The organism is Sphingobium naphthae (assembly GCF_043589935.1).
Classification (GTDB): Bacteria; Pseudomonadota; Alphaproteobacteria; order Sphingomonadales; family Sphingomonadaceae; genus Sphingobium; species Sphingobium naphthae_A.
Map to the genome: position 1 here is coordinate 1,252,095 of NZ_CP171454.1, position 23,778 is coordinate 1,275,872.

General features: G+C 65.4%; 14 protein-coding genes. 10 read left to right on the forward strand and 4 right to left on the reverse strand.

All coding sequences use genetic code 11. From position 1 onward, the window contains the following. The first annotated feature begins 79 nt into the window (after positions 1-79). The 4 genes from ACGGKE_RS06155 (at position 80) to ACGGKE_RS06170 (ending at position 5,339) form a co-directional block, all read left to right on the forward strand. A complete protein-coding gene (locus ACGGKE_RS06155; RefSeq protein ID WP_394440988.1) occupies positions 80-1,588 on the forward strand; it encodes a Do family serine endopeptidase in 1,509 nt (502 codons plus the stop codon). Positions 1,589-1,686: 98 nt separating this feature from the next. Further along, positions 1,687-3,297 carry a helicase HerA-like domain-containing protein gene (locus ACGGKE_RS06160; RefSeq protein WP_394440991.1) on the forward strand — a complete coding sequence of 537 codons (1,611 nt, stop codon included), beginning with the start codon at positions 1,687-1,689 and terminating at the stop codon, positions 3,295-3,297. A gap of 189 nt (positions 3,298-3,486) precedes the next feature. Then, positions 3,487-4,824 carry a LysM peptidoglycan-binding domain-containing protein gene (locus ACGGKE_RS06165; RefSeq protein ID WP_394440993.1) on the forward strand — a complete coding sequence of 446 codons (1,338 nt, stop codon included), beginning with the start codon at positions 3,487-3,489 and terminating at the stop codon, positions 4,822-4,824. Between the two features lie 17 nt (positions 4,825-4,841). After that, positions 4,842-5,339 (forward strand): hypothetical protein, encoded by a 498-nt coding sequence (locus ACGGKE_RS06170; protein WP_394440996.1) that lies wholly within the window; start codon positions 4,842-4,844, stop codon positions 5,337-5,339. A 34-nt stretch (positions 5,340-5,373) separates the two neighbouring features. On the opposite strand, the gene ACGGKE_RS06175 is transcribed toward ACGGKE_RS06170, so the two are convergent. After that, entirely contained in the window at positions 5,374-7,515 is a 2,142-nt protein-coding gene (locus tag ACGGKE_RS06175) for a TonB-dependent siderophore receptor (protein WP_394440999.1), read from the reverse strand. A gap of 206 nt (positions 7,516-7,721) precedes the next feature. On the opposite strand from ACGGKE_RS06175, the gene ACGGKE_RS06180 reads away from it, so the two are divergent. From ACGGKE_RS06180 to ACGGKE_RS06195, 4 genes are all read left to right on the forward strand, one after another. Then, a complete protein-coding gene (locus ACGGKE_RS06180) occupies positions 7,722-9,029 on the forward strand; it encodes an MFS transporter (protein WP_394441002.1) in 1,308 nt (435 codons plus the stop codon). After that, positions 9,026-9,955, forward strand: coding sequence for a cysteine synthase A (cysK, locus tag ACGGKE_RS06185; RefSeq protein ID WP_394441005.1), 930 nt, complete (start codon positions 9,026-9,028; stop codon positions 9,953-9,955). The genes ACGGKE_RS06180 and cysK overlap by 4 nt, the downstream gene beginning before the upstream one ends. A gap of 9 nt (positions 9,956-9,964) precedes the next feature. After that, positions 9,965-11,290: a cell wall hydrolase gene (locus tag ACGGKE_RS06190; RefSeq protein ID WP_394441007.1), complete on the forward strand. Its 1,326-nt coding sequence runs from the start codon at positions 9,965-9,967 to the stop codon at positions 11,288-11,290. Positions 11,291-11,366: 76 nt separating this feature from the next. Beyond that, a complete protein-coding gene (locus tag ACGGKE_RS06195; protein WP_394441010.1) occupies positions 11,367-12,704 on the forward strand; it encodes an aminotransferase class V-fold PLP-dependent enzyme in 1,338 nt (445 codons plus the stop codon). A 54-nt stretch (positions 12,705-12,758) separates the two neighbouring features. Here the strand turns inward: ACGGKE_RS06195 and ACGGKE_RS06200 are convergent, their stop codons facing one another. The 3 genes from ACGGKE_RS06200 to ACGGKE_RS06210 are packed head-to-tail and all read right to left on the reverse strand — an operon-like array spanning position 12,759 to position 14,758. Further along, positions 12,759-13,487: a metallophosphoesterase family protein gene (locus tag ACGGKE_RS06200; protein ID WP_394441013.1), complete on the reverse strand. Its 729-nt coding sequence runs from the start codon at positions 13,485-13,487 to the stop codon at positions 12,759-12,761. Continuing rightward, on the reverse strand, positions 13,484-14,317 hold the full coding sequence (locus tag ACGGKE_RS06205; RefSeq protein WP_394441017.1) for a diacylglycerol/lipid kinase family protein: 834 nt from the start codon (positions 14,315-14,317) through the stop codon (positions 13,484-13,486). Before ACGGKE_RS06205 ends, ACGGKE_RS06200 begins: the two co-directional genes overlap by 4 nt. 48 nt (positions 14,318-14,365) lie before the next feature. Then, complete coding sequence (locus tag ACGGKE_RS06210; protein WP_394441020.1) at positions 14,366-14,758, reverse strand: YidH family protein; 393 nt, start codon at positions 14,756-14,758, stop codon at positions 14,366-14,368. Between the two features lie 352 nt (positions 14,759-15,110). Between ACGGKE_RS06210 and rpoB the strand changes: the two genes are divergently transcribed. Both rpoB and rpoC read left to right on the forward strand, forming a co-directional pair. Continuing rightward, positions 15,111-19,274 carry a DNA-directed RNA polymerase subunit beta gene (gene rpoB / locus ACGGKE_RS06215; protein ID WP_394441023.1) on the forward strand — a complete coding sequence of 1,388 codons (4,164 nt, stop codon included), beginning with the start codon at positions 15,111-15,113 and terminating at the stop codon, positions 19,272-19,274. A 93-nt stretch (positions 19,275-19,367) separates the two neighbouring features. Then, the gene (rpoC, locus tag ACGGKE_RS06220; RefSeq protein ID WP_394441026.1) at positions 19,368-23,654 is read left to right on the forward strand and encodes a DNA-directed RNA polymerase subunit beta'; all 4,287 of its coding nucleotides are present in this window, start codon (positions 19,368-19,370) and stop codon (positions 23,652-23,654) included. The last annotated feature ends 124 nt before the right edge of the window (positions 23,655-23,778 follow it).

The window sequence follows — 23,778 nt, forward strand, 5'->3', positions numbered from 1 at the left end:
TAAGGCAAGGCGGCGCATTTCAGGCTCTCCCCAGAGTCCCGCCTTCCATTTCCTGAAGACCAGAAGAGGACCTTCACGAGTGCGTTACGCTTATGCCATCACCGGCGCCCTGCTGCTTGGCGGCACCGCCATCGCTGTCACCACCAGCTCCAATGTCGGAGCCCAGGTCGCGCAGAATGAAGGCTTGCAGGCGGCGGCGCCCGCCGGCGCCCCCGCGAGCCTGGCCGACATGGTCGAGAAGCTGCAGCCGGCCGTCGTCAATATTTCGACTAAGCAGCGCGTGCAGGTGCAGAATCCCTTCGCCGGCACGCCTTTCGGCAACCTGTTCGGCTTTGGCCAGGGCCAGCCGCAGACGCGCCAGGCCCAGTCGCTGGGTTCGGGCTTCATCATTTCCGCCGATGGCTATATCGTGACCAATAATCACGTCGTGTCGGCCGGTGCGGAAGGCGCCACTGTCGAGCAGATCACGGTCACGCTGACCAATCGCGAGGAATATACCGCCAAGCTGGTGGGCCGCGACGCCGCCACGGACATAGCGGTGCTGAAGATCGAGCCCAAGAAGGCGATGCCCTTCGTCAAGTTCGGCGACAGCACCAAGGCCCGCGTCGGCGACTGGGTCGTCGCGATCGGCAACCCCTTCGCCCTGTCGGGCACGGTGACGGCCGGCATCATTTCGGCCGTGCATCGCGGCACCGGCGGCACTTATGACAAGTTCATCCAGACCGATGCGTCGATCAACCAGGGCAATAGCGGCGGCCCCATGTTCGACATGCGCGGCAATGTGATCGGCATCAACAGTCAGATCCTGTCCCCGTCGGGCGGCAATGTCGGCATCGGATTTGCCATCCCGTCGGAGCAGGCGGCGCCGATCGTGCAGACGCTGATGAAGGGCCAGACGGTCAGGCGCGGCTATCTGGGCGTGCAGATCAGCCCGCTGGGCGAAGACCTGGCGGAATCGCTCGGCCTGGCCAAGAATAGCGGCGAGTTCATCCAGGGCGTCGAGCCCGGCCGGGGCGCGGACAAGGCCGGGATCAAGGCCGGTGACGTGATCGTCAGCGTCAATGGCCAGGAAGTGAACCCCGACCAGAATCTGTCGTCCATCGTCGCCAACCAGCCCATCGGCGCCAAGGTGCCGATCGTCCTCATCCGCAATGGCCAGCGCATGACGGTGACCGCAGTCGTCGGCGAACGTCCGCCCGAGGATGAGCTGAACAGCTTTGCCCAGAGCCAGGATGACGAGGATTTCAGCGAGCAGCAGCAACAGCAGGCACCTGGCAAGGCCGCCGAACAGTCGCTGGGCATCGCCGCCATCCCGTTGACGCCTGGCATCATCCGCCAGCTCGGGATACCGACCGACACGCGCGGCATCGTCATCACGGCGGTGGATGGCTCCACCGATGCGGGCGCCAAGGGCCTGCGCCGCGGCGATGTCATCATCAGCGCCAATAATCGCCCGGTCACGAGCCAGGCGGAACTGGATGCGCAGGTAAGGGCCGTGGCCGGCCAGGGCCGCAACGCCATCCTGCTGCAGGTGCTGCGTCGCGGCCAGCCGCCGATCTTCCTGCCGGTGCGTTTGCGCGACAAGTAAGGAGCACCGGTCCTCTCCCCTTGTAGGTGAGGACGATGTTCGGCTAATTCCGTCATCCCCGCGCGTGCGGGGGTGGCGGTTTTTTGTTGGGGATCGAGATGAGCGACGGACTTTTCATCGGCCTTGGTTCACCGGACAAGGAGGGCGGCGTCGCCCAGCTGCTGAACCTGCGTCGCGCCAACCGCCACGGGCTGATCGCGGGCGCGACCGGCACGGGCAAGACGGTGACGCTCGAGACCATGGCGGAGGGATTTTCCGCGCGCGGCGTGCCGGTGTTCCTGGCGGACGTGAAAGGCGATCTGTCGGGCATCGCCATGGCGGGATCGCCGACCGCGAAAAATGCCGACGTGCTGGTCGCGCGCGCAAAGGAGATCGGCGTCAGCGACTATAGCTATGCCGACAATCCCGCCATCTTCTGGGATCTCTATGGGCAGCAGGGTCATCCGATCCGCACGACCGTCAGCGAGATGGGGCCGTTGCTGTTGGCGCGGCTGATGGGGCTGAACGACACGCAGGAAGGCGTGCTGTCGATCGCGTTCAAATATGCCGATGAGGAAGGTCTGCTGCTGCTGGACCTGGGCGACCTGCAGGCGATGCTGGCCTATTGCGCCGAAAACGCTGCCGATCTCACCATCCGCTACGGCAACGTCAGCAAGGCGAGCGTCGGGGCGATCCAGCGGCAATTGCTGCAGCTGGAGTCCCAGGGCGGCGATCATTTCTTCGGCGAGCCGGCGCTCGACATCCACGACATGCTGCAGGTGGATGAAAAGGGCCGCGGCTATATCAACATATTGGCGGCCGACCGGCTGATGCAGAGCCCCAAGCTCTATGCGACCTTCCTGCTATGGCTGCTGTCCGAACTGTTCGAGTCGCTGCCCGAGGTCGGCGACCCAGACAAGCCGAAGCTGGTCTTCTTCTTCGACGAGGCGCATCTGCTATTCGAGGACGCGCCCAAGGCGCTCATCGACAAGATCGAGCAGGTGGTGCGGCTGATCCGGTCGAAGGGGGTCGGCGTCTATTTCGTGACGCAGAACCCGATCGACGTGCCCGAGGATGTGGCGGGGCAGCTGGGCAATCGCGTCCAGCACGCCCTGCGCGCCTTCACCCCGCGCGATCAGAAGGCGATCAAGGCGGCGGCCGAGACTTTCCGCATCAACCCGGATCTGGACGTCGCAACGGCGATCACCGAACTGAAGGTGGGCGAAGCGCTGGTGTCCCTGTTGCAGGAGGATGGCGCGCCCGGCATTGTGCACCGGACTCTGATCGCCCCGCCGCGATCGCGCCTGGCGCCGATCGACGCCAAGGAGCGCGCGATCATCCAGTCCATTTCCCCATGCGCCGGCAAATATGACGACGCGCTCGACCGGGAGTCGGCGGAGGAGATATTGGCGGCGCGGGCGGAAGCGGCCGCGGCCGCGGCGCAGGCGCAAAAGGCCGAGGCGGAAGCGGAGAAAGCAGCCGCCGCGCAGGCCAGGCTGGAAGCCAAACAGCGCGAGGCGGAGCTGAAGCGCCAAGCGCGCGAGGCGGCCCGGCCGAGCAATTTCGACCGCGCGGTGCAATCGGCCACGCGATCGGCCGCATCCTCGGTCGGGCGGCAGGTCGCGAACGAACTGGGCCGCGCGATGTTCGGCGGATCGTCGCGGCGCAAGGCATCGGGCGGAATCGCGGGTCGATTGGTGCGCGGCCTGCTGGGCGGCCTGTTCAAATAGACTCAAGCCGACAGCGAACCGGACATATGCGCCGCTATTCTCCAGACGCACTTATAGCCATATGGTTATGCGTTCGATAGATGGCGGCTGACGCGCGTTCAATCGCATTTGCCTAGTCGGTCCGACTAGAGACGCGGCGACCAGCGCCTGAGACTATCCTGCCCTGACGCAACAACAGGAGCAGGGTCGATGGTGAGTGGCGTTTCTGCGGCCGAAAGCGGCGCGACCCACACTGTGCAGACAGCGACGAACGAGCCGGGCGGCAGCCATCAGGTACGCGCCGGCGAGACTTTGTCGCAGATCGCGCAGCGCTACGGCACCGATGTCGGCACGCTGGCGGCGCTCAACGACATTCGCAATCCCGACCTGATCCATGTCGGCGATCAGTTGACGCTGCCGGCGGGCGCCGCACAGGGTTATGAGGTCGCGTTCGGCGACACGCTCGGCAAGATCGCGGCGCGCCACGGCGTCGGGCTGGACGCGTTGCTGTCCGCCAATCCGCAGATCGCCGACCCCAATCGCATCTTCCCGGGCGACCAGCTGTCGATCCCGGCCAACGATATAGCCGCGCCCGCGAGCGAAACGCAGCAGGTCGCGCCGGTCGAGGGCGTGACGCGCGTCGAGGGCGGCACGCTGGCGCTGAGCGAAACCGACATCACCAACATCAAGAAGACGCTGCAGACCGAATGGGTGCAGTCGGCCGGCGACGCGCAGGCGCATGGCATCATCGACACCATCCTGAACCGCACCGCGTCAGGCCATTGGGGCGACAGCGTGTCGGACGTGGTGAACGCCTATAATCAGTTTTCCGACATCAACGGGCCGATCGCGCGCGCCGATGGGCGCAATGCGGTGGAGGATATTCCCCAAAGCCAGATCAGCACCCGCGTCGATCAGCTGGTCGACGATTATCTGGCCGAGCGCGCGGGGGGCACGCCGTCCTCCGTTGGCTCGCACCTCAACTATGCCAATCCCAATTACAGCAGCCCCAATAATCTGGGCTGGATCAATGCGCTGGACGGACCGGTGCTGGGCCGCGGAGATGCGGTTCATCATCATGGCACGGTGCCCGAACTGGACCGCTATCGCCCAGACGACTTCGCCGTGGCGCTGCCAGGGGCTGGGTCGAGCGCGACTGCGCCGGCTGCCGAGACGCCGGCCGGCGGACCGATCGACGGACGCGCCGTGGCGGCGGACCATGGCGTGCAGGTGAAGAGCGAGGCGGTGCAGATCAGCCGGCTGGACGCCGAGATGGAGCCGGCGATCCGCGCGGTCGCGCAGGCGGCGCAGCGGCTGGGGCTGCCCACGCCGGTCATCACGTCGGGCAATGACAGCCGGCACATGAACGGGTCGCTCCATTATAACGACCAGGCGCTCGATTTCCGGGGCAACAATATCAGCACGGCGCAGGGCCAGGCCTTTCAGGACGAAGTGCGCGCGATATTGGGCGAACGCTATGACGTGGAGTTTGAAACTTTCGCCAACAGCAGCAACAATCACCTGCATGTGGAGTTCGACCCGGATTGAACCGAGGGACTGACGCGATGCGGCGATGGAGGCTGGCCCCGGCCGGGGCGATGATGTTGCTGGCAAGTGCGGGCTGCGCGCCGGCGGGCGACGCATCCGAGCGGCAGGCGGAGGAGACTGGCGCGCCTGCCGCAGCCGCCTCAGCTCCTTCCCCTTCCCCTTCCCTTGGAGCCATCACGGCGCGAACGACCGGTTCAAGCGCGCAGTCGCGCCTGCTGGGCAAGAGCGATTTCACCCTGCGCGGCAAGCCCGCCTGCAAGATCGCCTATGCCTATGCCGGCCATGCGCCCGACACGTTGTTCTGGGAAGAGCCCTGCGCCGACGTGACGGCGCGGCTGGCGAGCGCCGACGACCTGCAGGGTTGGGGCAAATGGCGCCGGCTGGACGATCATGCCCGCCAGTTCGTGCAGGCGATGCCCGGCGGCCGCGTCCTCTATGTCGAGGGCAGTTTCAGCGCATCGGTCTATCCGATCGGGACGAGCGGCGACGCCTATGAGGTGGCCGTGGCGGATTGAGGGACGCGGCGCGCGCCGCGTCCCCCCGGCCGCATCAGAAGCGGTAGGTCGCGCCGATGGTGAAGTTGCGCGGCGCGCCGTAGCGATATTGGCTGAACGAGCCCATATTGCTGTAGAATTTCTTGTCGAACAGATTGTCGACATTGGCCTGCAGCTGAAGCTGCGGCGTTACCGCGTAGCGCGCCATCAGGGCGACCAGCGTATAGCCGTCCTGCTGGAAGCGGAAGGCGTCGCCGGTGACGGGGTTGTTCCCGTCCGAATAGGCCTTGCTGCGATAGTTGACGCCGCCGCCGATGGTGAGGCCGGTGAGCGCACCGCCCAGATCATAGGTGGTGAAGATCTTGAGCAGCTTGCGGGGCTGGTCGGTGTTGGCGGGAACATCGTCCGCATCCTCGGCCTTGAACTGGCTGTAGCTGGCGTTGACGTTCCAGCCCGGCATCGGCTGGCCGGTGGCTTCCAGTTCGAAGCCCTTGCTCACCACGCCCTGCGCCGCGCGATAGGGCTGGAAGGTCAGGCCGTTGACGGTGATCGGCTCTCCGTCGACCTGGCCGACATTGTCCTGTTCGATGCGGAACAGCGCGACCGAGGTCTGCAGCGCGTCGCCGAAGAAGCTGCTCTTGAGGCCGATCTCATAGGCGTTGCCATCGAGCGGATCGAGCAGTCGGCGTTCGCGATCGTAGAGATTCTGCGGCTGGAAGATCTTGGTGAAGCTGGCATAGACGCGGTGGTTGGGTGTCAGATCGTAGAGCGCGCCGACATAGGGAATGAAGACGTTGTCGTCGCCATAGTCGCTGGTCGTGCCCCAGGCATAGCCCGATTGCTCCCAGCTGGCGATGCGGCCGCCCAGGATGACCTTGAACGGATCGGCGATGTTGAGGCGCATGGCGCCATAATAGCCGGTCTGCTTGATCCGCTCCTGCTCGTTCCGCACGGGCGTGGTGCCCCAGACGGGCTCGGGATACGGCACGCCTTCCTGGCCGATCACCGGCACGTCGGTGAGCCAGGGCATCGGCGCTTCATAATTGTCGGTGTGGCGCTTGAGGATGCTGTGCAGCGCGCCGAGCACGACCTCATGGTCGCGGCCGAACAGCGGCACCAGCCCCTTCAGCTGCGCGTCGAAGCTGTTCTGGATGCTCTGCCCCTCGGACTTGTAGGGATTTGTGCCGTCCATCGTCCCCGTCTCCTTGTCGACGGTGCCGTAGAGGTAGAGAAGCTGCGTAGAACCGGTGTTCTTGAGGCGGTTATAATTGACCGTAAGGTTCCAGCGATCGCCGAATTCCTGGCGTATGGTGGCGAAGATATTCTGGTTGGTGGTGTTCCAATAGGTCCAGTCCGCCGCCGTCGTCTGCGAGCGCGGCAAGTCGGTGAGCGTGCCGTCGCTGTAGAAGGTGGGCAACGCGCCCCAGGTGGCGCCGCGCGGCTGGGTGTCCTGGTGGCTGATGCCCACGCGCACCAGCGTGCTGTCGGTCAGGTCGGCATCGACCACGCCATAGAGCACCCACTTCTTGCGGTGCTGGATGTCGATATAGCTTTCGCCTTCCTCATAGCGACCGACGACGCGGGCACGGATGCGGCCGTCGGCGGTCAGCGGCCCCGCGACATCGGCGGACAGGCGCCACGTATCCCAGCTGCCGATGCTGGCGTTCGCATAGCCGGTGAGTTCGGTGGCGTCGGCATGTTTGCGCACCAGATTGACCGAGGCGGACGGATCGCCCGCGCCCGACAGCAGGCCGGTCGCGCCGCGGACAATCTCCACCCGCTCGTAGATCGATACGTCGATGCTGGTTTCGCCATTGCCGCCAGCCAGCGTCCAGGCCGCCGGCACGCCGTCGATCTGCGTGTTGCGGATTTCGAAGCCGCGCGCGAAGAAGGTGTTGCGCACATCGTCATATTCGTTGGCCGCGACGCCCACCGCATTGGTGATAACGTCCTTCACAGTGATCAGATTCTGGTCGAGGATGCGCTGCGCGGTCATGATGCTGACCGACTGGGGCGTTTCCAGCGTGGTGAGGCCAAGGCCGGTCGCCGTGTCGATCTTGTTGGGCAGCGTGTAAGTGCCGGTGACGACAATCGTCTCTTCACCGGGCGCGCTGGCGGCGTCGGGCGACTGAGCGAAGGCCGGCGCAGCGAAGGCGCACAGGGCGGCGGTGGAAAGCCAGGCGAAAGTCCGTGTCATGGTGCGATTGTCCCCCATATATGTTCGTTGCGGCCCGCTAATCACAATGCGAATAATTTGCAATAGCTGTTCCAACCATCGCCCGACCCTGCATTAGCAAGCGGTAAAAATCAGCGCGTCCGCTCCATCGAAGGCCCTAGGCCGCGAGTGGCATTGCCATGCGCGCGGCCGTTGCCCGGCTCCCCTGCCCCGGCTAAGGCGCGGGCATGACCGAGCCCGACGCCCTGCCCCGCCACCCACTGCGCTTTGCCAATTTCCGGGCCTATCTGGTCGGCCGGCTGGCGGCGGTGCTGGCGCAATATGGCATGATGATCGTGCTGGGGTGGCAGGCCTATAATATCGCGCGCGAAACGATGACGACCGCAGGCGCATCGGCGCAGCTGGGGCTGATCGGGCTGGCGCAGTTCCTGCCGCTGTTCTTCCTGACGCCCGTCACCGGCTGGGTGGCGGATCATTATGACCGGCGGATCATCACGCGCGTGACGTTGGCGCTGTTGACGACAGCGTCAGCGCTGCTGGCCTTTGCCACCTATGAAGGCTGGGTCAGCCTGCCGCTGATCTTCAGCATGGCGGTGGTGGTGGGGATCGCCCGTGCCTTCAACGGGCCGGCCTATGGCGCGCTCGCGCCCAATCTGGTGCCGGTGGCGGTGCTGCCCAATGCGATCGCCATATCGTCGGTCGTGTGGCAGGTCGGCATGATCGCCGGGCCGGCGCTGGGCGGCTATGCCTATGCAGCGACTCCCTGGGGCGCCTATGCCTTGGCGGCGGGCCTGTTCGCCGTGGCGCTGTGCGCGATGCTGATGATCGGGCCAGTGCCGCAGCCGCCGCGCGACATGGGGCGTCACCCGATCCGCCAGATGATCGACGGCTTCACCTATGTAAAGGGCAACCGGCTGGTGCTGGCGACGATCACGCTGGACCTGTTTGCGGTGCTGCTGGCCGGGGCGACGGCGCTGCTGCCGGTCTATGCCCGCGACATATTGCATGTCGGATCGGCGGGCCTGGGGCATCTGGCCGCCGCACCGGGGATCGGCGCGGGGCTGACGGCCCTGTGGTTCTCCTTCCGCCCAATGAAGCGCGAAGTGGGATTGAAGATGCTGGGCGCGGTGATCCTGTTCGGGATCGCGACCATCATCTTCGGCTGCACCGCCTTCCTGCCGCGCGACCTTGCGATGGAGGTGAGCCTGGGCGCGCTGGTCGTGCTGGGCGGCGCGGACATGGTGTCCGTGTTCGTGCGCCAGTCGCTGGTGCAGCTTCACACGCCCGACGCGATGCGCGGCCGCGTGTCGAGCCTGTCGCAACTCACCATATCCGCCTCCAACGAACTGGGTGAGGCGGAATCGGGCTTTCTCGCCGCGCTGGTCGGGCCGGTCGCCGCAGTGATCGGCGGGGGCGTCGGCGCGATCATCATCACCCTGCTATGGTCGCGCCTCTTTCCAGAATTGCGTCTTGCACGTAGCTTCGATCCACCCGACATCGGGCGCGCGGAAATCAGCCAGGAGAAGGCATCATGAAAGCAGCCACGATACTCGAAACCGTCGGCCATACGCCGCATATCCGGATGCAGCGCCTGTTCGGCGATGCGCCCGCAGGCACCGAAGTGTGGATCAAGTCGGAACGGTCGAACCCCGGCGGGTCGATCAAGGACCGCATCGCGCTCGCCATGATCGAGGCGGCGGAGGCGTCGGGCGAACTGAAGCCGGGCGGCACCATCATCGAACCGACGTCGGGCAATACCGGCGTGGGCCTGGCCATGGTGGCGGCGGTCAAGGGTTACAAGCTGGTGCTGGTGATGCCCGAAAGCATGTCGATCGAGCGGCGGCGGCTGATGCTGGCCTATGGCGCCAGCTTCGACCTGACGCCGCGCGAAAAGGGGATGAAGGGCGCGATCGAGCGCGCGCTGGAACTGGTTGCGCAGACGCCGGGCAGCTGGATGCCGCAGCAGTTCGAAAATCCCGCCAATATCGACGTGCATGTGCGCACCACCGCGCAGGAAATCCTGGCCGATTTCGCCGATGCGCCGATTCATGCGCTGGTGACGGGCGTGGGAACGGGCGGCCACATCACAGGCGTCGCCGAAGTGCTCAAGAAGCAGTGGCCGGCAATGAAGGTCTTCGCGGTCGAGCCGACGCTGTCGCCCGTCATCAGCGGCGGTCAGCCCGGCCCGCACCCGATCCAGGGCATTGGCGCGGGCTTCATCCCGGCGAACCTGCATACCCAGCTGCTGGACGGCGTGGTGCAGGTCGATCCGGCCGATGCCAAGGACTATGCCCGCCGCGCCGCGCGCGAGGAAGGGATGCTCGTCGGCATCTCGTCCGGCGCAACCCTGGCCGGCATCGCGCAGAAGCTGAAGGAGCTGCCGGCGGGCAGCCGGCTGCTGGGCTTCAACTATGACACCGGCGAGCGTTACCTGTCGGTGCCCGATTTCCTGCCGGAGTAAGTCGCCTTCATGCCTGCGCGCGCCGACGCCCCCTCCCCGCTCGCCTGGATCACCTGGGCGCTGATCCTGATCGGGCTGCCGATGGCGGTGGCCGGCTGGGAAACGCGCGCGGGCGACAGCGCGCAAGCGCCGCGGTCGCATCGTGCGGTCGCGGTACGGAGGGTGCGGCCGCCGACCCCGCCGCCGCCCGTCGAGCCGGTGGAGGTCTATGCGCTGGACCGGGACGAGGCGCGCCGGTTCAACGCGGCGGTGCCCTTTTCCCGCCTCGCCAATCCGGCGGCGCGGCCGTTCGTCTTTTCCGGGTCGGAGGAGGATCTGGCGCGGGCGATCGACTGCCTGGCGGCGGCGGAACTCTATGAGGCCGGAGACGATGCGGTCGGCGAGCAGGCGGTGGCGCAGGTCGTGCTGAACCGGGTGCGCCATCCCGCCTTTCCCAAGACGGTGTGCGGAGTCGTGTTCCAGGGGCAGGAGCGGCGAACCGGCTGCCAGTTCACCTTCACCTGCGACGGGGCGCTGGCGCGCACGCCCGGCCCCGCAGCCTGGAGCCGGGCGCGCGAGATCGCAAGAGCGGCGCTGGCGGGCAAGGTCTACAAGCCGGTCGGCTACGCCACCCATTATCATACCGACTGGGTCGTGCCCTATTGGAGCGGCAGTCTGGACAAGATCACATCGGTGGGAACGCATCTCTTCTTCCGCTGGCGCGGCTGGTGGGGGACGCCGCCCGCCTTCCGATTTGCGCCCAGAGGCGGCGAGCCGCTGATCGCGAAACTGATGCCATTCTCCTTGGTTCACCGCGCGGTCGACCCACCTGCGCTCAATCCGGAACTGCGCGGCAATGAGAGCGCGGACGCCCTGGCCGCGCAGGTTCGTCGCGCTATCGGACTGGATCAGATCGGCAAAAGCGTCGGCGGGGTCCGATTGATCGCGTTGGCGGACGCACGCAGCTTCGTCGTCGCGCTCCCGCAGGGCAGCAAGCCCGACGATTGGCCCGCCAGCGCGCAGACTTTTTGTGCCGGACGTCCCCGGTGCCGCATCATGGGGTGGACTCCTGCCGAAGCGCCCGAGCAATTGCCGCTCACCCTGGACGACCTGTCCGCCATGCGCTTTTCCTATATTCATGACACAGCCAGCGGTCTGCAGCGTGCGCTCTGGAACTGCGCGCTCGTCCGCCGTCCCATCAAAACCCAGTGCATGCGCGAGCGCTTGCCGAAAGCCGCTGCGCCCGCGGCTGGGAGCGACGCGGGATTGGCTGGCGTCAGACGCAAGGAACGGTTCGAAACGGTAAAGATCACGCCGGTTATCACCGTGCCGCCGGAGCCATCGCCCACGGGTTAATGTCGCGCATCGACATGGCGGCTTCGCGGAATTGCTTCGTTACGATATAGCATTGCCAAATGGAGTGCGAGCGTCGATGGTTTCAAGACGGAATTTCCTGAGCGGGTCGGGTGGCATGATGGGTGGCGCGCTGGGGATGGCCATGGCGGCCCGTCCGACATTCGCGGCCAGCGGCAGCGACGACTGGCCCGCCGACCCGCTCTTCCGCTTCGATGGCGACATGGCCGATTTCGATGCGGCGCAGGCCGCCCTCCTTCCCCTCTATGACGTACGGCGCGATTTCGCGACCTTCGACGCGGCTTATTATGGCGTGATGACGCGGCCAGTGCAGGCCGCCTATCGCGCCCGATCCGAATGGGTGAACCGCAATCATGCGCTGTTCCTGCGCGGCGGGTCGCCGGGTCACCCGCGCGATGCCGAACTGGACGCATCGCGCGCGGCGGTGGCGAAGATGCTGGGCGCGACGACGCCGGAAATCGCCCTGTCCGCTGGCGGGACCGAAGCGCTTTATGCGCTGATCGCCAATTATGCGCCGCTGCGCGCGGGCGACGCAGTAATCTACGCCGATGTCGATTATGACGAGATGCAGTTCGCCTGCGACTATCTGGCGCAGAGCCGGGGGGCGCGACTGGTGCGCTTTTCCCTGCCCGAGCCGCATACGCAGGCCAATATCCTGGCCGCCTATGAGAAGATTTTGCGGGACACGCCGCGCGCCAAGCTGCTGTTGCTGACGCATCTGTCCAATCGCAACGGGCTGGTGCCGCCGGTCAAGGCGATCGTCGCCATGGCCAAGGCACGCGGCGTCGACGTGATCCTGGACAGCGCTCAGGCGGTCGGTCACATCCCCTTCACCGTGGCGGAAACGGGCGCGGACTTCATTGGATTTTCGCTGCACAAATGGCTGGCCGCGCCGCTTGGCACCGGCGGCGTCTATATCGCGAAGGATCGGCTGCAGGACATCTCCCCGTGGCTGGGCAACCGCATTCACGAAGCGGACGACATCCGCGCGCGCATCCCCACCGGCACGGTCGACTTCGCCGCGCGGCTGACGGTGCCGAGCGCCATCGCGATGCAGGATGTGATCGGGCTGGAGGCCAAGCATCGCCACCTGCTGCGGCTGCGCGACTATTGGGTGGACCGCGTGCGCGACGTGCCCGGGCTGGAGATCATGCTGCCCGACGAGCCGGGGCGATATGGCGCGGTGACCGGGTTCCGCCTGCCGGGCATGCGTGGGCCGGACGACGCGAAGAAGGCGGCCAAGCTGTTCCTCGACAAATATCGGCTGCTGGTGGTGGCGAAGGCGGGGCTTGCGAGCGGGCCGGTGCTGCGCGTGACGCCCGCCTTGTTCAACAGCAGCGCGGAACTGGACCGGCTGGTCGCCGCGATCAAGGCGGAGCGGAGGCTTTTCGCCTGAAGTGCGCTCTCTTTAAGAGAGCGCGTGATCTGAGGAACGTTCGCGCCCGGAAGGCTAGTCCATCGCATGGACGCGCGTTTCCAGCGCCTTTCCTTCGATGCGCAGTTCGTTAAAGGACGGGCGGGTTTCGCGCGTGCGTTCGGAGAGGGTTCCGGCGCCGATCAGGCGCAGGGTGCGGCCGCCGGCCGGCGCCGGCAGATCGAAGGGGTCATGGACATGGCCGCTCAGCACCGCATGCGCCCCTGCCCGCCCCAGCACCTCCAGCGCCGCCTTGCCGCCGCGCGTGCGCGAATGCATGGCCGTGCCGCCCTCCAGCAGCGGATGGTGGCAGGCCACGAGGATCATGGCGTCGGCCGGCGCTGCGTCGATCTCGGCGAGCGCGGCGCGCAGGCTGGCGTCGCTCACCACGCCCTTCGACCAGTTGAGACGGAACTGAAAGCGCGCAGTGGTCTTGAGCGGCACGATGCTGAGGCCCGGAAGGTCGATCGGCCGCTCGATCAGCCGTTCGATCGCCTGGTAGCGGCGATAGGGGCGGACGAAGCGCGCGAACAGGTTGAAATAGGGGATGTCGTGATTGCCTACTTCCACGGTGAGCGGCCGGCCCAGACCCTTCAGCCATTCGGCCGCCGCGGCAAATTCGCTATGGCGCGCGCGCATGGTGAGGTCGCCAGTGACGATGACGGCGTCGGGCTGGTCGGCCGCCACGCGCGCGGCGAACCAGTCGAGCGCAGCCCTGTCCTCTGCGCCGAAATGCAGGTCGCTGACATGGAAGAGGCGAATCATGGCGGCGGCTCCTGCGTCGCGAGGAAGAAGGGACGCGTCATGCCGCCGCGGATGCGCGTGCCGGGCGGCAGGCGTTCAGGCTCGCCGTCGAACAGGGCAAGCACGGGCTTGCGCCCCACGACAGTGAAGTCCGTCGCCCGGGTGGCCGTGACGGCGCGCGCGGCCATCCAGTCGCCCTTCAGCCAGTCCCAGCCCAGTTCGATGATGGCGCGCCAGTCCCGCGCGTCGATCCCGGCGACGGCCAGTCCGTCCGCGCCAGGAGTGGCGAGGATCGCCTGATAGCGGCGGCCAAGGCCCGGCACGCCGGTGATGCGAACATGATCGCCGAAGGTCCGCCGCCAGGCCTGCATGGCGGCGCGCAACAGCCGGGCGAACCGCCCTTCCCGCGCGGCTTCGCGAGCGCGCACCCAATGCGCCGCCGGCCCGACGATAAGGCCGACAAAGGCGCGCAGCCGCCCCGCCTCCGCAAAGGGCAAGGCGACGCGATGCTGGCGCAGATGCGCGGCATGGATGATGTCGGCCGGCGCGCTGTCGCCATGCAGCGTCTTGGCCAGCAGGTTCATCGTTCCGCCGGGCAGCACCAATATGGCGCCGTCCCAGTCGGCATAATGGCACAAACCTGCGTTGATCGTGCCGTCCCCGGCAAAGAGCATCAGCGTATCGACGCGCGCGGCGTCCAGTTCGGCCGGGTCGGGCAGCGGATCGTCGGGAAAGCGCGAACGGCCGGCGAGCGCCAGCCCCTTTTCCGCGCAAACGGCCTCGATCGCCTCGCAGCCGGCCTGCGTCGCCGATCCGGACCGGATATTGGAGATGAACCAGAGGCGCTGCATCGCGCCGGCTGAACGCCTGTTTCGGCCGAGAGGTCCGCCCCGGTCGCGCTATTTCCCAATCAGCAGCCAGATGGCCGCGAGCAGCGCAGTTGTCGCCAGCACCAAGGACCAGGTCAGCAGGCGGATGCGCATGGGCTTGAAGGCCGCGACCTGGTGGCTTTCCAGCCGGCGGATAATCGCACAGGCGCGCCGCTCGGCCGAGAGGAAGATGAAGATGGCGATGAGGAGGAAGGCCGAGGCGATCGCCTGCGACACCCAGAGTGGGCGCAGCGCCTGGAACAGCGCATGAAAGCCAAGGCCGATGCCGACCGACGCCATGCCGGTGCGCACCCAGCCGGCAAAGCTGCGCTCATGCGCCAGGACCGTGCGATCCTCCGCCAGGTCGGTGCGGTCCTGCGCCAGGTCCAGTCGACCGGGCCTGCTGTCGTCACTGTCTGCCATGCAAATGAAACCGCTGGGCAAATCGCGCGTTCCCCCTTCACAAGTCCCTGCCCCAGGACTATATGGGCCGTTCGCAAGTCGGCGAATGATGTCCCCTGGACATTGAGCGCCGCGCCCGGATCGCTCGGGCGCCCCGGTCGCGTTGCGCACGACCGGCGGCAGGAATAGGGCGGTTTTCGCGGGTTTCACAGACGCTGCAGTGCGGATCGGACAGTCCCGGCCCGCACTTTTTTGCGTGGGCAGGATGGGCGAATCACCCCGTCCCGCTCATGGCCTCTGACTGAAATTCCGCCGCGATGCGGAAAAACGCGACGAACAGACGACCTCTTAGACAGGTACAGGCAGGACACGCATGGCGACCAAGGCTCTTCCCCCCATCAGCAACACCGGCGCGAAAAAGCGCATCCGCAAGGTGTTCGGCGACATCCACGAAGTGGTGCAGATGCCGAACCTGATCGAGGTTCAGAGGGAGAGCTACGAACAGTTCCTGCGGTCCGACCCCAAGATCGGCTATGTGTCGGGCCTGGAAAAGACGCTGCGCAGCGTCTTCCCGATCCGCGACTTCGCCGGCACCGCCGAAATGGACTTCGTCCATTACGAGCTGGAAGAGCCGAAATATGACGTCGAAGAATGCCGTCAGCGCGGCATCACCTATGCGGCGCCGATGCGCGTCACGCTGCGCCTGATCGTGTTCGAAGTCGACCAGGACACCGAAACCCGGTCGGTGCTCGATATCAAGGAGCAGGACGTCTACATGGGCGACATGCCGCTCATGACGCAGAACGGCACCTTCATCGTCAACGGCACAGAACGCGTGATCGTCAGCCAGATGCACCGTTCGCCGGGCGTCCTGTTCGACCATGATCGCGGCAAGACTCACTCGTCGGGCAAATATCTATTCGCCGCGCGCGTCATCCCCTATCGCGGGTCGTGGCTCGATTTCGAATTTGACGCCAAGGACATCGTCAACGTCCGCATCGACCGCAAGCGCAAGCTGCCGGTCACGGCCTTGCTCTATGCCCTTGGCCTCACTGCCGAAGACATTCTGGCCCAGTTCTACAACAAGGTCGTGTTCCTGCGCGGCGAAGGCGGCTGGCAGATCCCCTATGTCGCCGAAGCCTGGCGCGGCATGAAGCCGGCCTTCGACATCGTCGACGCCAAGTCGGGCGAAGTCGTGTTCGCCGCCGGTCAGAAGATCAGCCCGCGCGCAGCCAACAAGGCGGAGAAGGATGGCCTCGAAACGCTGCTGATCCCGACCGAGGAAGTTTATGGCCGCTACAGCGCCTATGACCTGATCAACGAGAGCACCGGCGAAATCTATATCGAGGCGGGCGACGAAGTGTCACCGGAAAATCTCGAAAAGCTGGACAAGGCCGGCATCGACCGGCTGGAACTGCTGGACATCGATCATGTGTCGACCGGTCCCTGGATCCGCAACACGCTCAAGGCCGACAAGGCCGAGGACCGCGACCAGGCGCTGGCCGACATCTACCGCGTCATGCGCCCCGGCGAACCGCCGACGCGCGAGACCGCCGACGCGCTCTTCGCCGGCCTGTTCTTCGATCCCGAACGCTATGACCTGTCGGCCGTCGGCCGCGTCAAGATGAACATGCGTCTCGACCTCGACGCAGAGGACACCGTCACCACGCTGCGGACCGAGGACATCCTGGCCGTGGTCAAGGAACTGGTGAACCTGAAGGACGGCAAGGGCGAGATCGACGATATCGACAATCTCGGCAACCGTCGCGTCCGTTCGGTCGGCGAATTGCTGGAGAACCAGTATCGCGTCGGCCTGCTGCGCATGGAGCGCGCGGTCAAGGAGCGCATGTCGAGCGTCGACGTGTCGACGGTGATGCCGAACGACCTGATCAACGCCAAGCCGGCCGTGGCCGCGGTGCGTGAGTTCTTCGGCTCCTCGCAGCTGTCGCAGTTCATGGACCAGACCAACCCGCTGTCGGAAGTCACCCACAAGCGCCGCGTGTCGGCGCTTGGGCCGGGCGGCCTGACCCGCGAGCGCGCCGGCTTCGAAGTCCGCGACGTTCACCCCACCCATTATGGCCGCATCTGCCCGATCGAAACGCCCGAAGGCCCCAACATCGGTCTGATCAACAGCCTTGCGACGTTCAGCCGCGTCAACAAATATGGCTTCATCGAAACCCCCTATCGCAAGGTGGTCGATGGCAAGGTGTCGGGCGAGGTCGTCTACCTGTCCGCCATGGAAGAGGCCAAGCACACGATCGCGCAGGCGAACGCCGAGCTGAACGAGGATGGCAGCTTCGCCGAGGATCTGATCTCCGCGCGCGAAGCGGGCGAATTCCTGATGGCGCCCAAGGACCATATCACGCTGATGGACGTCAGCCCCAAGCAGCTGGTGTCGGTCGCGGCTTCGCTCATCCCCTTCCTGGAGAATGACGACGCCAACCGCGCGCTGATGGGTTCCAACATGCAGCGCCAGGCGGTGCCGCTGGTCCGCGCCGAGGCGCCGTTCGTCGGCACCGGCATGGAAGGCACGGTCGCGCGCGATTCGGGCGCGGCGATCACCGCCAAGCGCGCGGGCATCGTCGACCAGGTCGACGCCACCCGTATCGTCATCCGCGCCACCGGCGATGTCGAACCCGGCCAGTCGGGCGTCGACATCTACACGCTGCAGAAATTCCAGCGGTCGAACCAGGACACCTGCATCAACCAGCGCCCGCTGGTGAATGTCGGCGACCTGATCGAAGCCGGCGACGTCATCGCCGACGGCCCGTCGACCGAGTTTGGCGAGCTGGCGCTGGGCCGCAACACGCTGGTCGCGTTCATGCCCTGGAACGGCTACAACTACGAAGACTCCATCCTGATCTCCGAGCGGATCGTGAAGGATGACGTCTTCACCTCGATCCACATCGAGGAGTTCGAGGTCATGGCCCGCGACACCAAGCTGGGCCCGGAAGACATCACCCGCGACATCCCCAACGTCGGCGAGGAAGCGCTGCGCAATCTCGACGAGGCGGGCATCGTCTATATCGGCGCCGAAGTGGAGCCGGGCGACATTCTGGTCGGCAAGATCACCCCCAAGGGTGAATCGCCGATGACGCCGGAAGAAAAGCTGCTGCGCGCGATCTTCGGTGAAAAGGCGAGCGACGTGCGCGACACGTCTCTGCGCCTGCCCCCGGGCGTCGCCGGCACGGTTGTGGAAGTGCGCGTTTTCAACCGCCACGGCATCGACAAGGACGAGCGTGCCATGGCGATCGAGCGGGAGGAAATCGACCGCCTGGCCAAGGACCGCGAGGACGAACGCGCGATCCTCAATCGCGCAACGTTCAACCGCCTGCAGGAAATGCTGCTGGGCCAGACCGCTTCCGCCGCGCCCAAGGGCGTCAAGAAGGGCGTGGTCATCGACGAAGCCCTGCTGGGCGAGGTCGAGCGTCACGAATGGTGGAAGTTCGCCGTCGAGGACGACCAGCGCCAGGCCGGCATCGAAGCCGTCAAGGCGCAGTATGACGAAGCGGTGAAGCTGATCGTCGAGAAGTTCGAGGATCGCGTCGACAAGCTGCAGCGCGGCGACGAGCTGCCCCCGGGCGTGCTCAAGATGGTCAAGGTGTTCGTCGCGGTGAAGCGCAAGCTGCAGCCGGGCGACAAGATGGCCGGCCGTCACGGCAACAAGGGCGTCATCAGCCGCATCCTGCCGATCGAGGACATGCCGTTCCTGGAGGACGGCACGCATGTCGACATCGTGCTCAACCCGCTGGGTGTGCCGAGCCGCATGAATGTCGGGCAGATCTTCGAGACGCATCTGGGTTGGGCCGCGCGCGGCCTTGGCCAGCAGATCAAGCATGCTCTGGAAGACTGGCGCGAGGCCAATCCGAACGCGGAAGCGGGCGCGATGCCGGACGCGGTCAAGCAGCGGCTGCTCGACGCCTATGGCGAGCAATATGTCGATCAGATCGAACGGCGTGACGCCGAACAGATCGTCGACCTGGCTGAACATCTGGGCCGCGGCGTCCCGATGGCGACGCCGGTATTCGATGGCGCTCGGGAAGCCGACGTGTCGCGGATGCTGGAACTGGCGGGTCTCGACGCGTCGGGTCAGTCGGATCTGTATGACGGCCGCACGGGCGACAAGTTCGACCGCAAGGTGACCGTGGGCATCATCTATATGCTCAAGCTCCACCACCTGGTCGATGACAAGATCCACGCTCGTTCCATCGGCCCCTACAGCCTCGTCACCCAGCAGCCGCTGGGCGGTAAGGCGCAGTTCGGCGGCCAGCGCTTCGGTGAGATGGAGGTGTGGGCGCTCCAGGCCTATGGCGCCGCCTACACGCTGCAGGAAATGCTGACGGTGAAGTCCGACGACGTGGTCGGCCGCACCAAGGTCTACGAAGCGATCGTCAAGGGCGACGACACGTTCGAGGCCGGCATCCCGGAAAGCTTCAACGTGCTCGTCAAGGAAATGCGCTCGCTGGGCCTCAACGTCGAACTCGCGTCCATGGACGAGGTCGAGGATGACGACGGCTTCGCGGCGGCGGCGGAATAAGCCGGGATCGATGCCATGATCGTTCGTCCTGAGTCCCTGCTCAGGACGAACGGAAGAATTTTGACCTGAAGCCTTTGGCTTAGGAGCTATCAAATGAACGAACTGACCAATTTCGCGAACCCGGTCCAGAAGCCGGAAACCTTCGACCAGATCCAGATCGGCCTCGCCTCGCCCGAGCGCATCCGGTCCTGGTCCTTCGGCGAGATCAAGAAGCCGGAAACGATCAACTATCGCACGTTCAAGCCCGAGCGTGACGGCCTGTTCTGCGCGCGCATCTTTGGTCCCATCAAGGATTATGAATGCCTGTGCGGCAAGTATAAGCGCATGAAGTATAAGGGCATCGTCTGCGAGAAGTGCGGTGTCGAAGTCACGGTGTCGAAGGTCCGCCGCGAGCGGATGGGCCATATCGAACTGGCAGCGCCCGTCGCGCATATCTGGTTCCTGAAGTCGCTTCCGAGCCGCATCGGCCTGCTGCTCGACATGCAATTGAAGCAGCTGGAGCGCGTGCTCTATTTCGAAAGCTATATCGTCACCGAGCCTGGCCTCACCCCGCTGGAGAAGTTCCAGCTGCTGACCGAGGACGAACTGCTCGACGCGCAGGACGAATATGGCGAAGACGCCTTCTCCGCCGGCATCGGCGCGGAAGCGGTCAAGCAGATGCTGATGGACCTCGACCTGGAAGGCGAGAAGCAGATCCTGCTCGAGGAACTGGCGACGACCAAGTCGGAGCTGAAGCCCAAGAAGATCATCAAGCGCCTGAAGGTCGTCGAGAGCTTCCTGGAGTCGGGCAATCGCCCCGAATGGATGATCCTGGACGTCGTGCCGGTCATTCCGCCCGAACTGCGCCCGCTGGTGCCGCTGGACGGCGGCCGCTTCGCGACGTCGGACCTCAACGACCTCTACCGCCGCGTCATCAACCGCAACAATCGCCTCAAGCGTCTGATGGAGCTGCGCGCGCCCGACATCATCGTGCGCAATGAAAAGCGCATGCTGCAGGAAGCGGTCGACGCCCTGTTCGACAATGGCCGCCGCGGCCGCGTCATCACCGGCGCGAACAAGCGTCCGCTCAAGTCGCTGTCCGACATGCTCAAGGGCAAGCAGGGCCGCTTCCGCCAGAACCTGCTCGGCAAGCGCGTCGACTATTCGGGTCGTTCGGTGATCGTGACCGGGCCTGAGCTCAAGCTGCACCAGTGCGGCCTCCCGAAGAAGATGGCGCTCGAACTGTTCAAGCCGTTCATCTACGCCCGCCTCGACGCCAAGGGTCTGTCCATGACCCTGAAGCAGGCGAAGAAGTGGGTCGAGAAGGAGCGCAAGGAAGTCTGGGACATTCTGGACGAGGTGATCCGCGAGCATCCGGTGATGCTGAACCGCGCGCCCACCCTGCACCGTCTGGGCATTCAGGCGTTCGAGCCGGTCCTGATCGAGGGCAAGGCGATCCAGCTGCATCCGCTCGTCTGCTCGGCCTTCAACGCCGACTTTGACGGTGACCAGATGGCCGTGCACGTCCCGCTGAGCCTGGAAGCCCAGCTGGAAGCGCGCGTGCTGATGATGTCGACCAACAACATCCTGTCGCCCGCGAACGGCAAGCCGATCATCGTGCCGTCGCAGGACATGGTGCTGGGCATCTATTATCTGTCGATGGAGCGCGAAGGCGAGCCGGGCGAAGGCATGCTGCTGGCCGACATGCAGGAAGTTCACCAGGCGCTCTATGCCAAGGCGGTCACGCTGCATTCCAAGATCGTCAGCCGCGTTCCCCAGACCGACGAGAATGGCAACCAGTATATGAAGCGGTATGAGACCACCCCCGGTCGCATGCTGCTGGGCGAATGCCTGCCCAAGTCGCATCGCGTGCCCTTCGATGTCGTCAACCGCCTTCTCACCAAGAAGGAAATCGGCGACGTCATTGACCAGGTCTATCGCCACACCGGCCAGAAGGACACGGTGCTGTTCGCCGACGCCATCATGGCGCTGGGCTTCCGCCACGCGTTCCAGGCCGGCATCAGCTTCGGCAAGGACGACATGGTCATCCCCGACAGCAAGGTGACCATGGTCGACGAGACCAAGGCGCTGGTGGCCGACTATGAGCAGCAATATCAGGACGGCCTGATCACCCAGCAGGAAAAGTACAACAAGGTGATCGACGCCTGGTCGCGTTGCGGCGATCAGGTCGCCAACGCGATGATGGACGAGATCAAGGCCCAGCCCAAGGACCCCAAGACGGGCCGGATGGCGCCGATCAATTCGATCTACATGATGGCTCATTCGGGTGCGCGTGGCAGCCAGGCGCAGATGAAGCAGCTGGCGGGCATGCGCGGCCTGATGGCGAAGCCCTCGGGCGAGATCATCGAAACGCCCATCATCTCGAACTTCAAGGAAGGCCTGACCGTCCTTGAATATTTCAACTCCACCCACGGCGCCCGCAAGGGTCTGGCCGACACCGCTCTCAAGACGGCGAATTCGGGTTACCTGACCCGCCGTCTGGTGGACGTCAGCCAGGACTGCACCGTCGTCGAGGAGGATTGCGGCACCGAAAAGGCGCTGGAGATGAAGGCGATCGTCCAGGGCGGCAGCGTCATCGCTTCGCTGGGCGAGCGCATCCTGGGCCGCACCACGGCCGAGGACATCGTCGACACCAAGGACAATAGCGTGGTAATTCCGATCGGCACGCTGCTGGACGAGCCGATGATCGCGCAGATCGAGGCGATCGGCACGCAGGCGGTGAAGATTCGCAGTCCCCTCATCTGCGAAAGCAAGATGGGCGTGTGCGCCAAATGCTATGGCCGTGACCTGGCCCGTGGTACGCCGGTCAATATCGGTGAAGCCGTCGGCGTCATCGCGGCCCAGTCGATCGGTGAACCGGGCACGCAGCTCACCATGCGGACCTTCCACATCGGCGGCGCGGCGAACTTCAACGAAACGTCAAACCTGGAAAGCGTTGCGGACGGCACGATCGAACTGCGCGACATGCCGACCATCACCGACAAGAATGGCCGTCGCCTGAGCCTCGCCCGCAACGGCGAGATCGCGATCATCGACAGCGAGGGCCGCGAGCGCGCGACTCATCGCCTGCCCTATGGCGCGACGATCCTGTTCGAAAATGGCGCCGCGGTGACCAAGGGCGACCGGATCGCCGAATGGGATCCGTTCACCATGCCGGTGATCACCGAAAAGCCGGGTATCGTGAAGTATCAGGACCTGATCGACGGCAAGACGCTGACCGAGCAGACCGACGAAGCGACCGGCATCGCCCAGCGCGTGGTCACGGAATTCCGTGGCTCGGCTCGCTCGAAGGAGGATCTGCGTCCGCGCCTGACCCTGCTCGACGACCAGTCGGGGGAAGCGGCTCGCTACATGCTGGCGATCGGTGCGACCCTGTCGGTCGACGATGGTGCGCAGGTGCAGGCCGGTGACGTGCTGGCGCGTGTCAGCCGTGAAGCGGCCAAGACCCGCGACATCACCGGCGGTCTGCCGCGCGTCGCCGAACTGTTCGAAGCGCGCAAGCCCAAGGACAACGCCATCATCGCCAAGGTGTCGGGCCGCGTCCAATTCCTCAAGGATTACAAGGCGAAGCGCAAGATCGCCATCAATCCCGAGGATGGCGGCGAGCCGGTCGAATATCTGATCCCCAAGAGCAAGGTGATCGACGTTCAGGAAGGCGACTATGTGAAGCGCGGCGACAATCTGATCGGTGGTTCGCCCGACCCTCATGACATTCTGGAAGTGCTCGGCATCGAGCCGCTGGCCGAATATCTGGTCGCGGAAATCCAGGAAGTCTATCGCTTGCAGGGCGTGAAGATCAACGACAAGCATATCGAGACGATCGTTCGTCAGATGCTGCAGAAGGTCGAGATCACCGTGTCGGGCGACACCACTTTGCTGGTGGGCGAGCAGGTCGACCGCGAGGAGATGGACGAGGTGAACGCCAAGCTGGGCGCCGGCATGCAGCCGGCCGAAGGCAAGCCGGTGCTGCTGGGCATCACCAAGGCTTCGCTGCAGACGCGCTCCTTCATCTCGGCCGCGTCCTTCCAGGAAACCACCCGCGTCCTCACGGAAGCGGCGGTCCAGGGCAAGAAGGACACGCTGGTGGGCCTCAAGGAAAATGTCATCGTCGGCCGCCTGATCCCGGCGGGTACAGGCGCTGGCATGAACCGCATGCGGGTCGCCGCCTCGTCGCGTGACGCGGCGCTGCGCGCCGCGCTGCGGGCGTCGAACGAAGCGCATCTGATCGCGCCGAAGACCGCCGCCGAGGAACATGCCGCCGAACTGGCCCAGGGTCCCGAAGCCGCGATCGGCGACGATCCGCTGGCGCTGGTCGAAGGCGAGACCCACGGCACCGACGCGGACGCGGGCGATTACCTGCAGAAGAGCGACGAGGGCTGAGGCCTTTGAAAATCGGGAGCCGCTTCCTATCTAGGAAGCGGCTCCCAAGCCCATCGCGTCATCAATCAGGCGCAAAGAAGAGCCCGCCGATGCAGCGATGCGCCGGCGGGCTTTTTCTGCAGCG

What these genes read in the sequence shown, in the direction of transcription:
- rpoC (WP_394441026.1), top strand. Translation starts at nt 19,368, where the DNA reads ATGAACGAACTGACCAATTTCGCGAACCCGGTCCAGAAGCCGGAAACC.
- ACGGKE_RS06170 (WP_394440996.1), top strand. Translation starts at nt 4,842, where the DNA reads ATGCGGCGATGGAGGCTGGCCCCGGCCGGGGCGATGATGTTGCTGGCA.
- ACGGKE_RS06200 (WP_394441013.1), bottom strand. Translation starts at nt 13,487, where the DNA reads ATGATTCGCCTCTTCCATGTCAGCGACCTGCATTTCGGCGCAGAGGAC.
- ACGGKE_RS06195 (WP_394441010.1), top strand. Translation starts at nt 11,367, where the DNA reads ATGGTTTCAAGACGGAATTTCCTGAGCGGGTCGGGTGGCATGATGGGT.
- rpoB (WP_394441023.1), top strand. Translation starts at nt 15,111, where the DNA reads ATGGCGACCAAGGCTCTTCCCCCCATCAGCAACACCGGCGCGAAAAAG.
- cysK (WP_394441005.1), top strand. Translation starts at nt 9,026, where the DNA reads ATGAAAGCAGCCACGATACTCGAAACCGTCGGCCATACGCCGCATATC.
- ACGGKE_RS06190 (WP_394441007.1), top strand. Translation starts at nt 9,965, where the DNA reads ATGCCTGCGCGCGCCGACGCCCCCTCCCCGCTCGCCTGGATCACCTGG.
- ACGGKE_RS06175 (WP_394440999.1), bottom strand. Translation starts at nt 7,515, where the DNA reads ATGACACGGACTTTCGCCTGGCTTTCCACCGCCGCCCTGTGCGCCTTC.
- ACGGKE_RS06205 (WP_394441017.1), bottom strand. Translation starts at nt 14,317, where the DNA reads ATGCAGCGCCTCTGGTTCATCTCCAATATCCGGTCCGGATCGGCGACG.
- ACGGKE_RS06165 (WP_394440993.1), top strand. Translation starts at nt 3,487, where the DNA reads ATGGTGAGTGGCGTTTCTGCGGCCGAAAGCGGCGCGACCCACACTGTG.
- ACGGKE_RS06180 (WP_394441002.1), top strand. Translation starts at nt 7,722, where the DNA reads ATGACCGAGCCCGACGCCCTGCCCCGCCACCCACTGCGCTTTGCCAAT.
- ACGGKE_RS06210 (WP_394441020.1), bottom strand. Translation starts at nt 14,758, where the DNA reads ATGGCAGACAGTGACGACAGCAGGCCCGGTCGACTGGACCTGGCGCAG.
- ACGGKE_RS06160 (WP_394440991.1), top strand. Translation starts at nt 1,687, where the DNA reads ATGAGCGACGGACTTTTCATCGGCCTTGGTTCACCGGACAAGGAGGGC.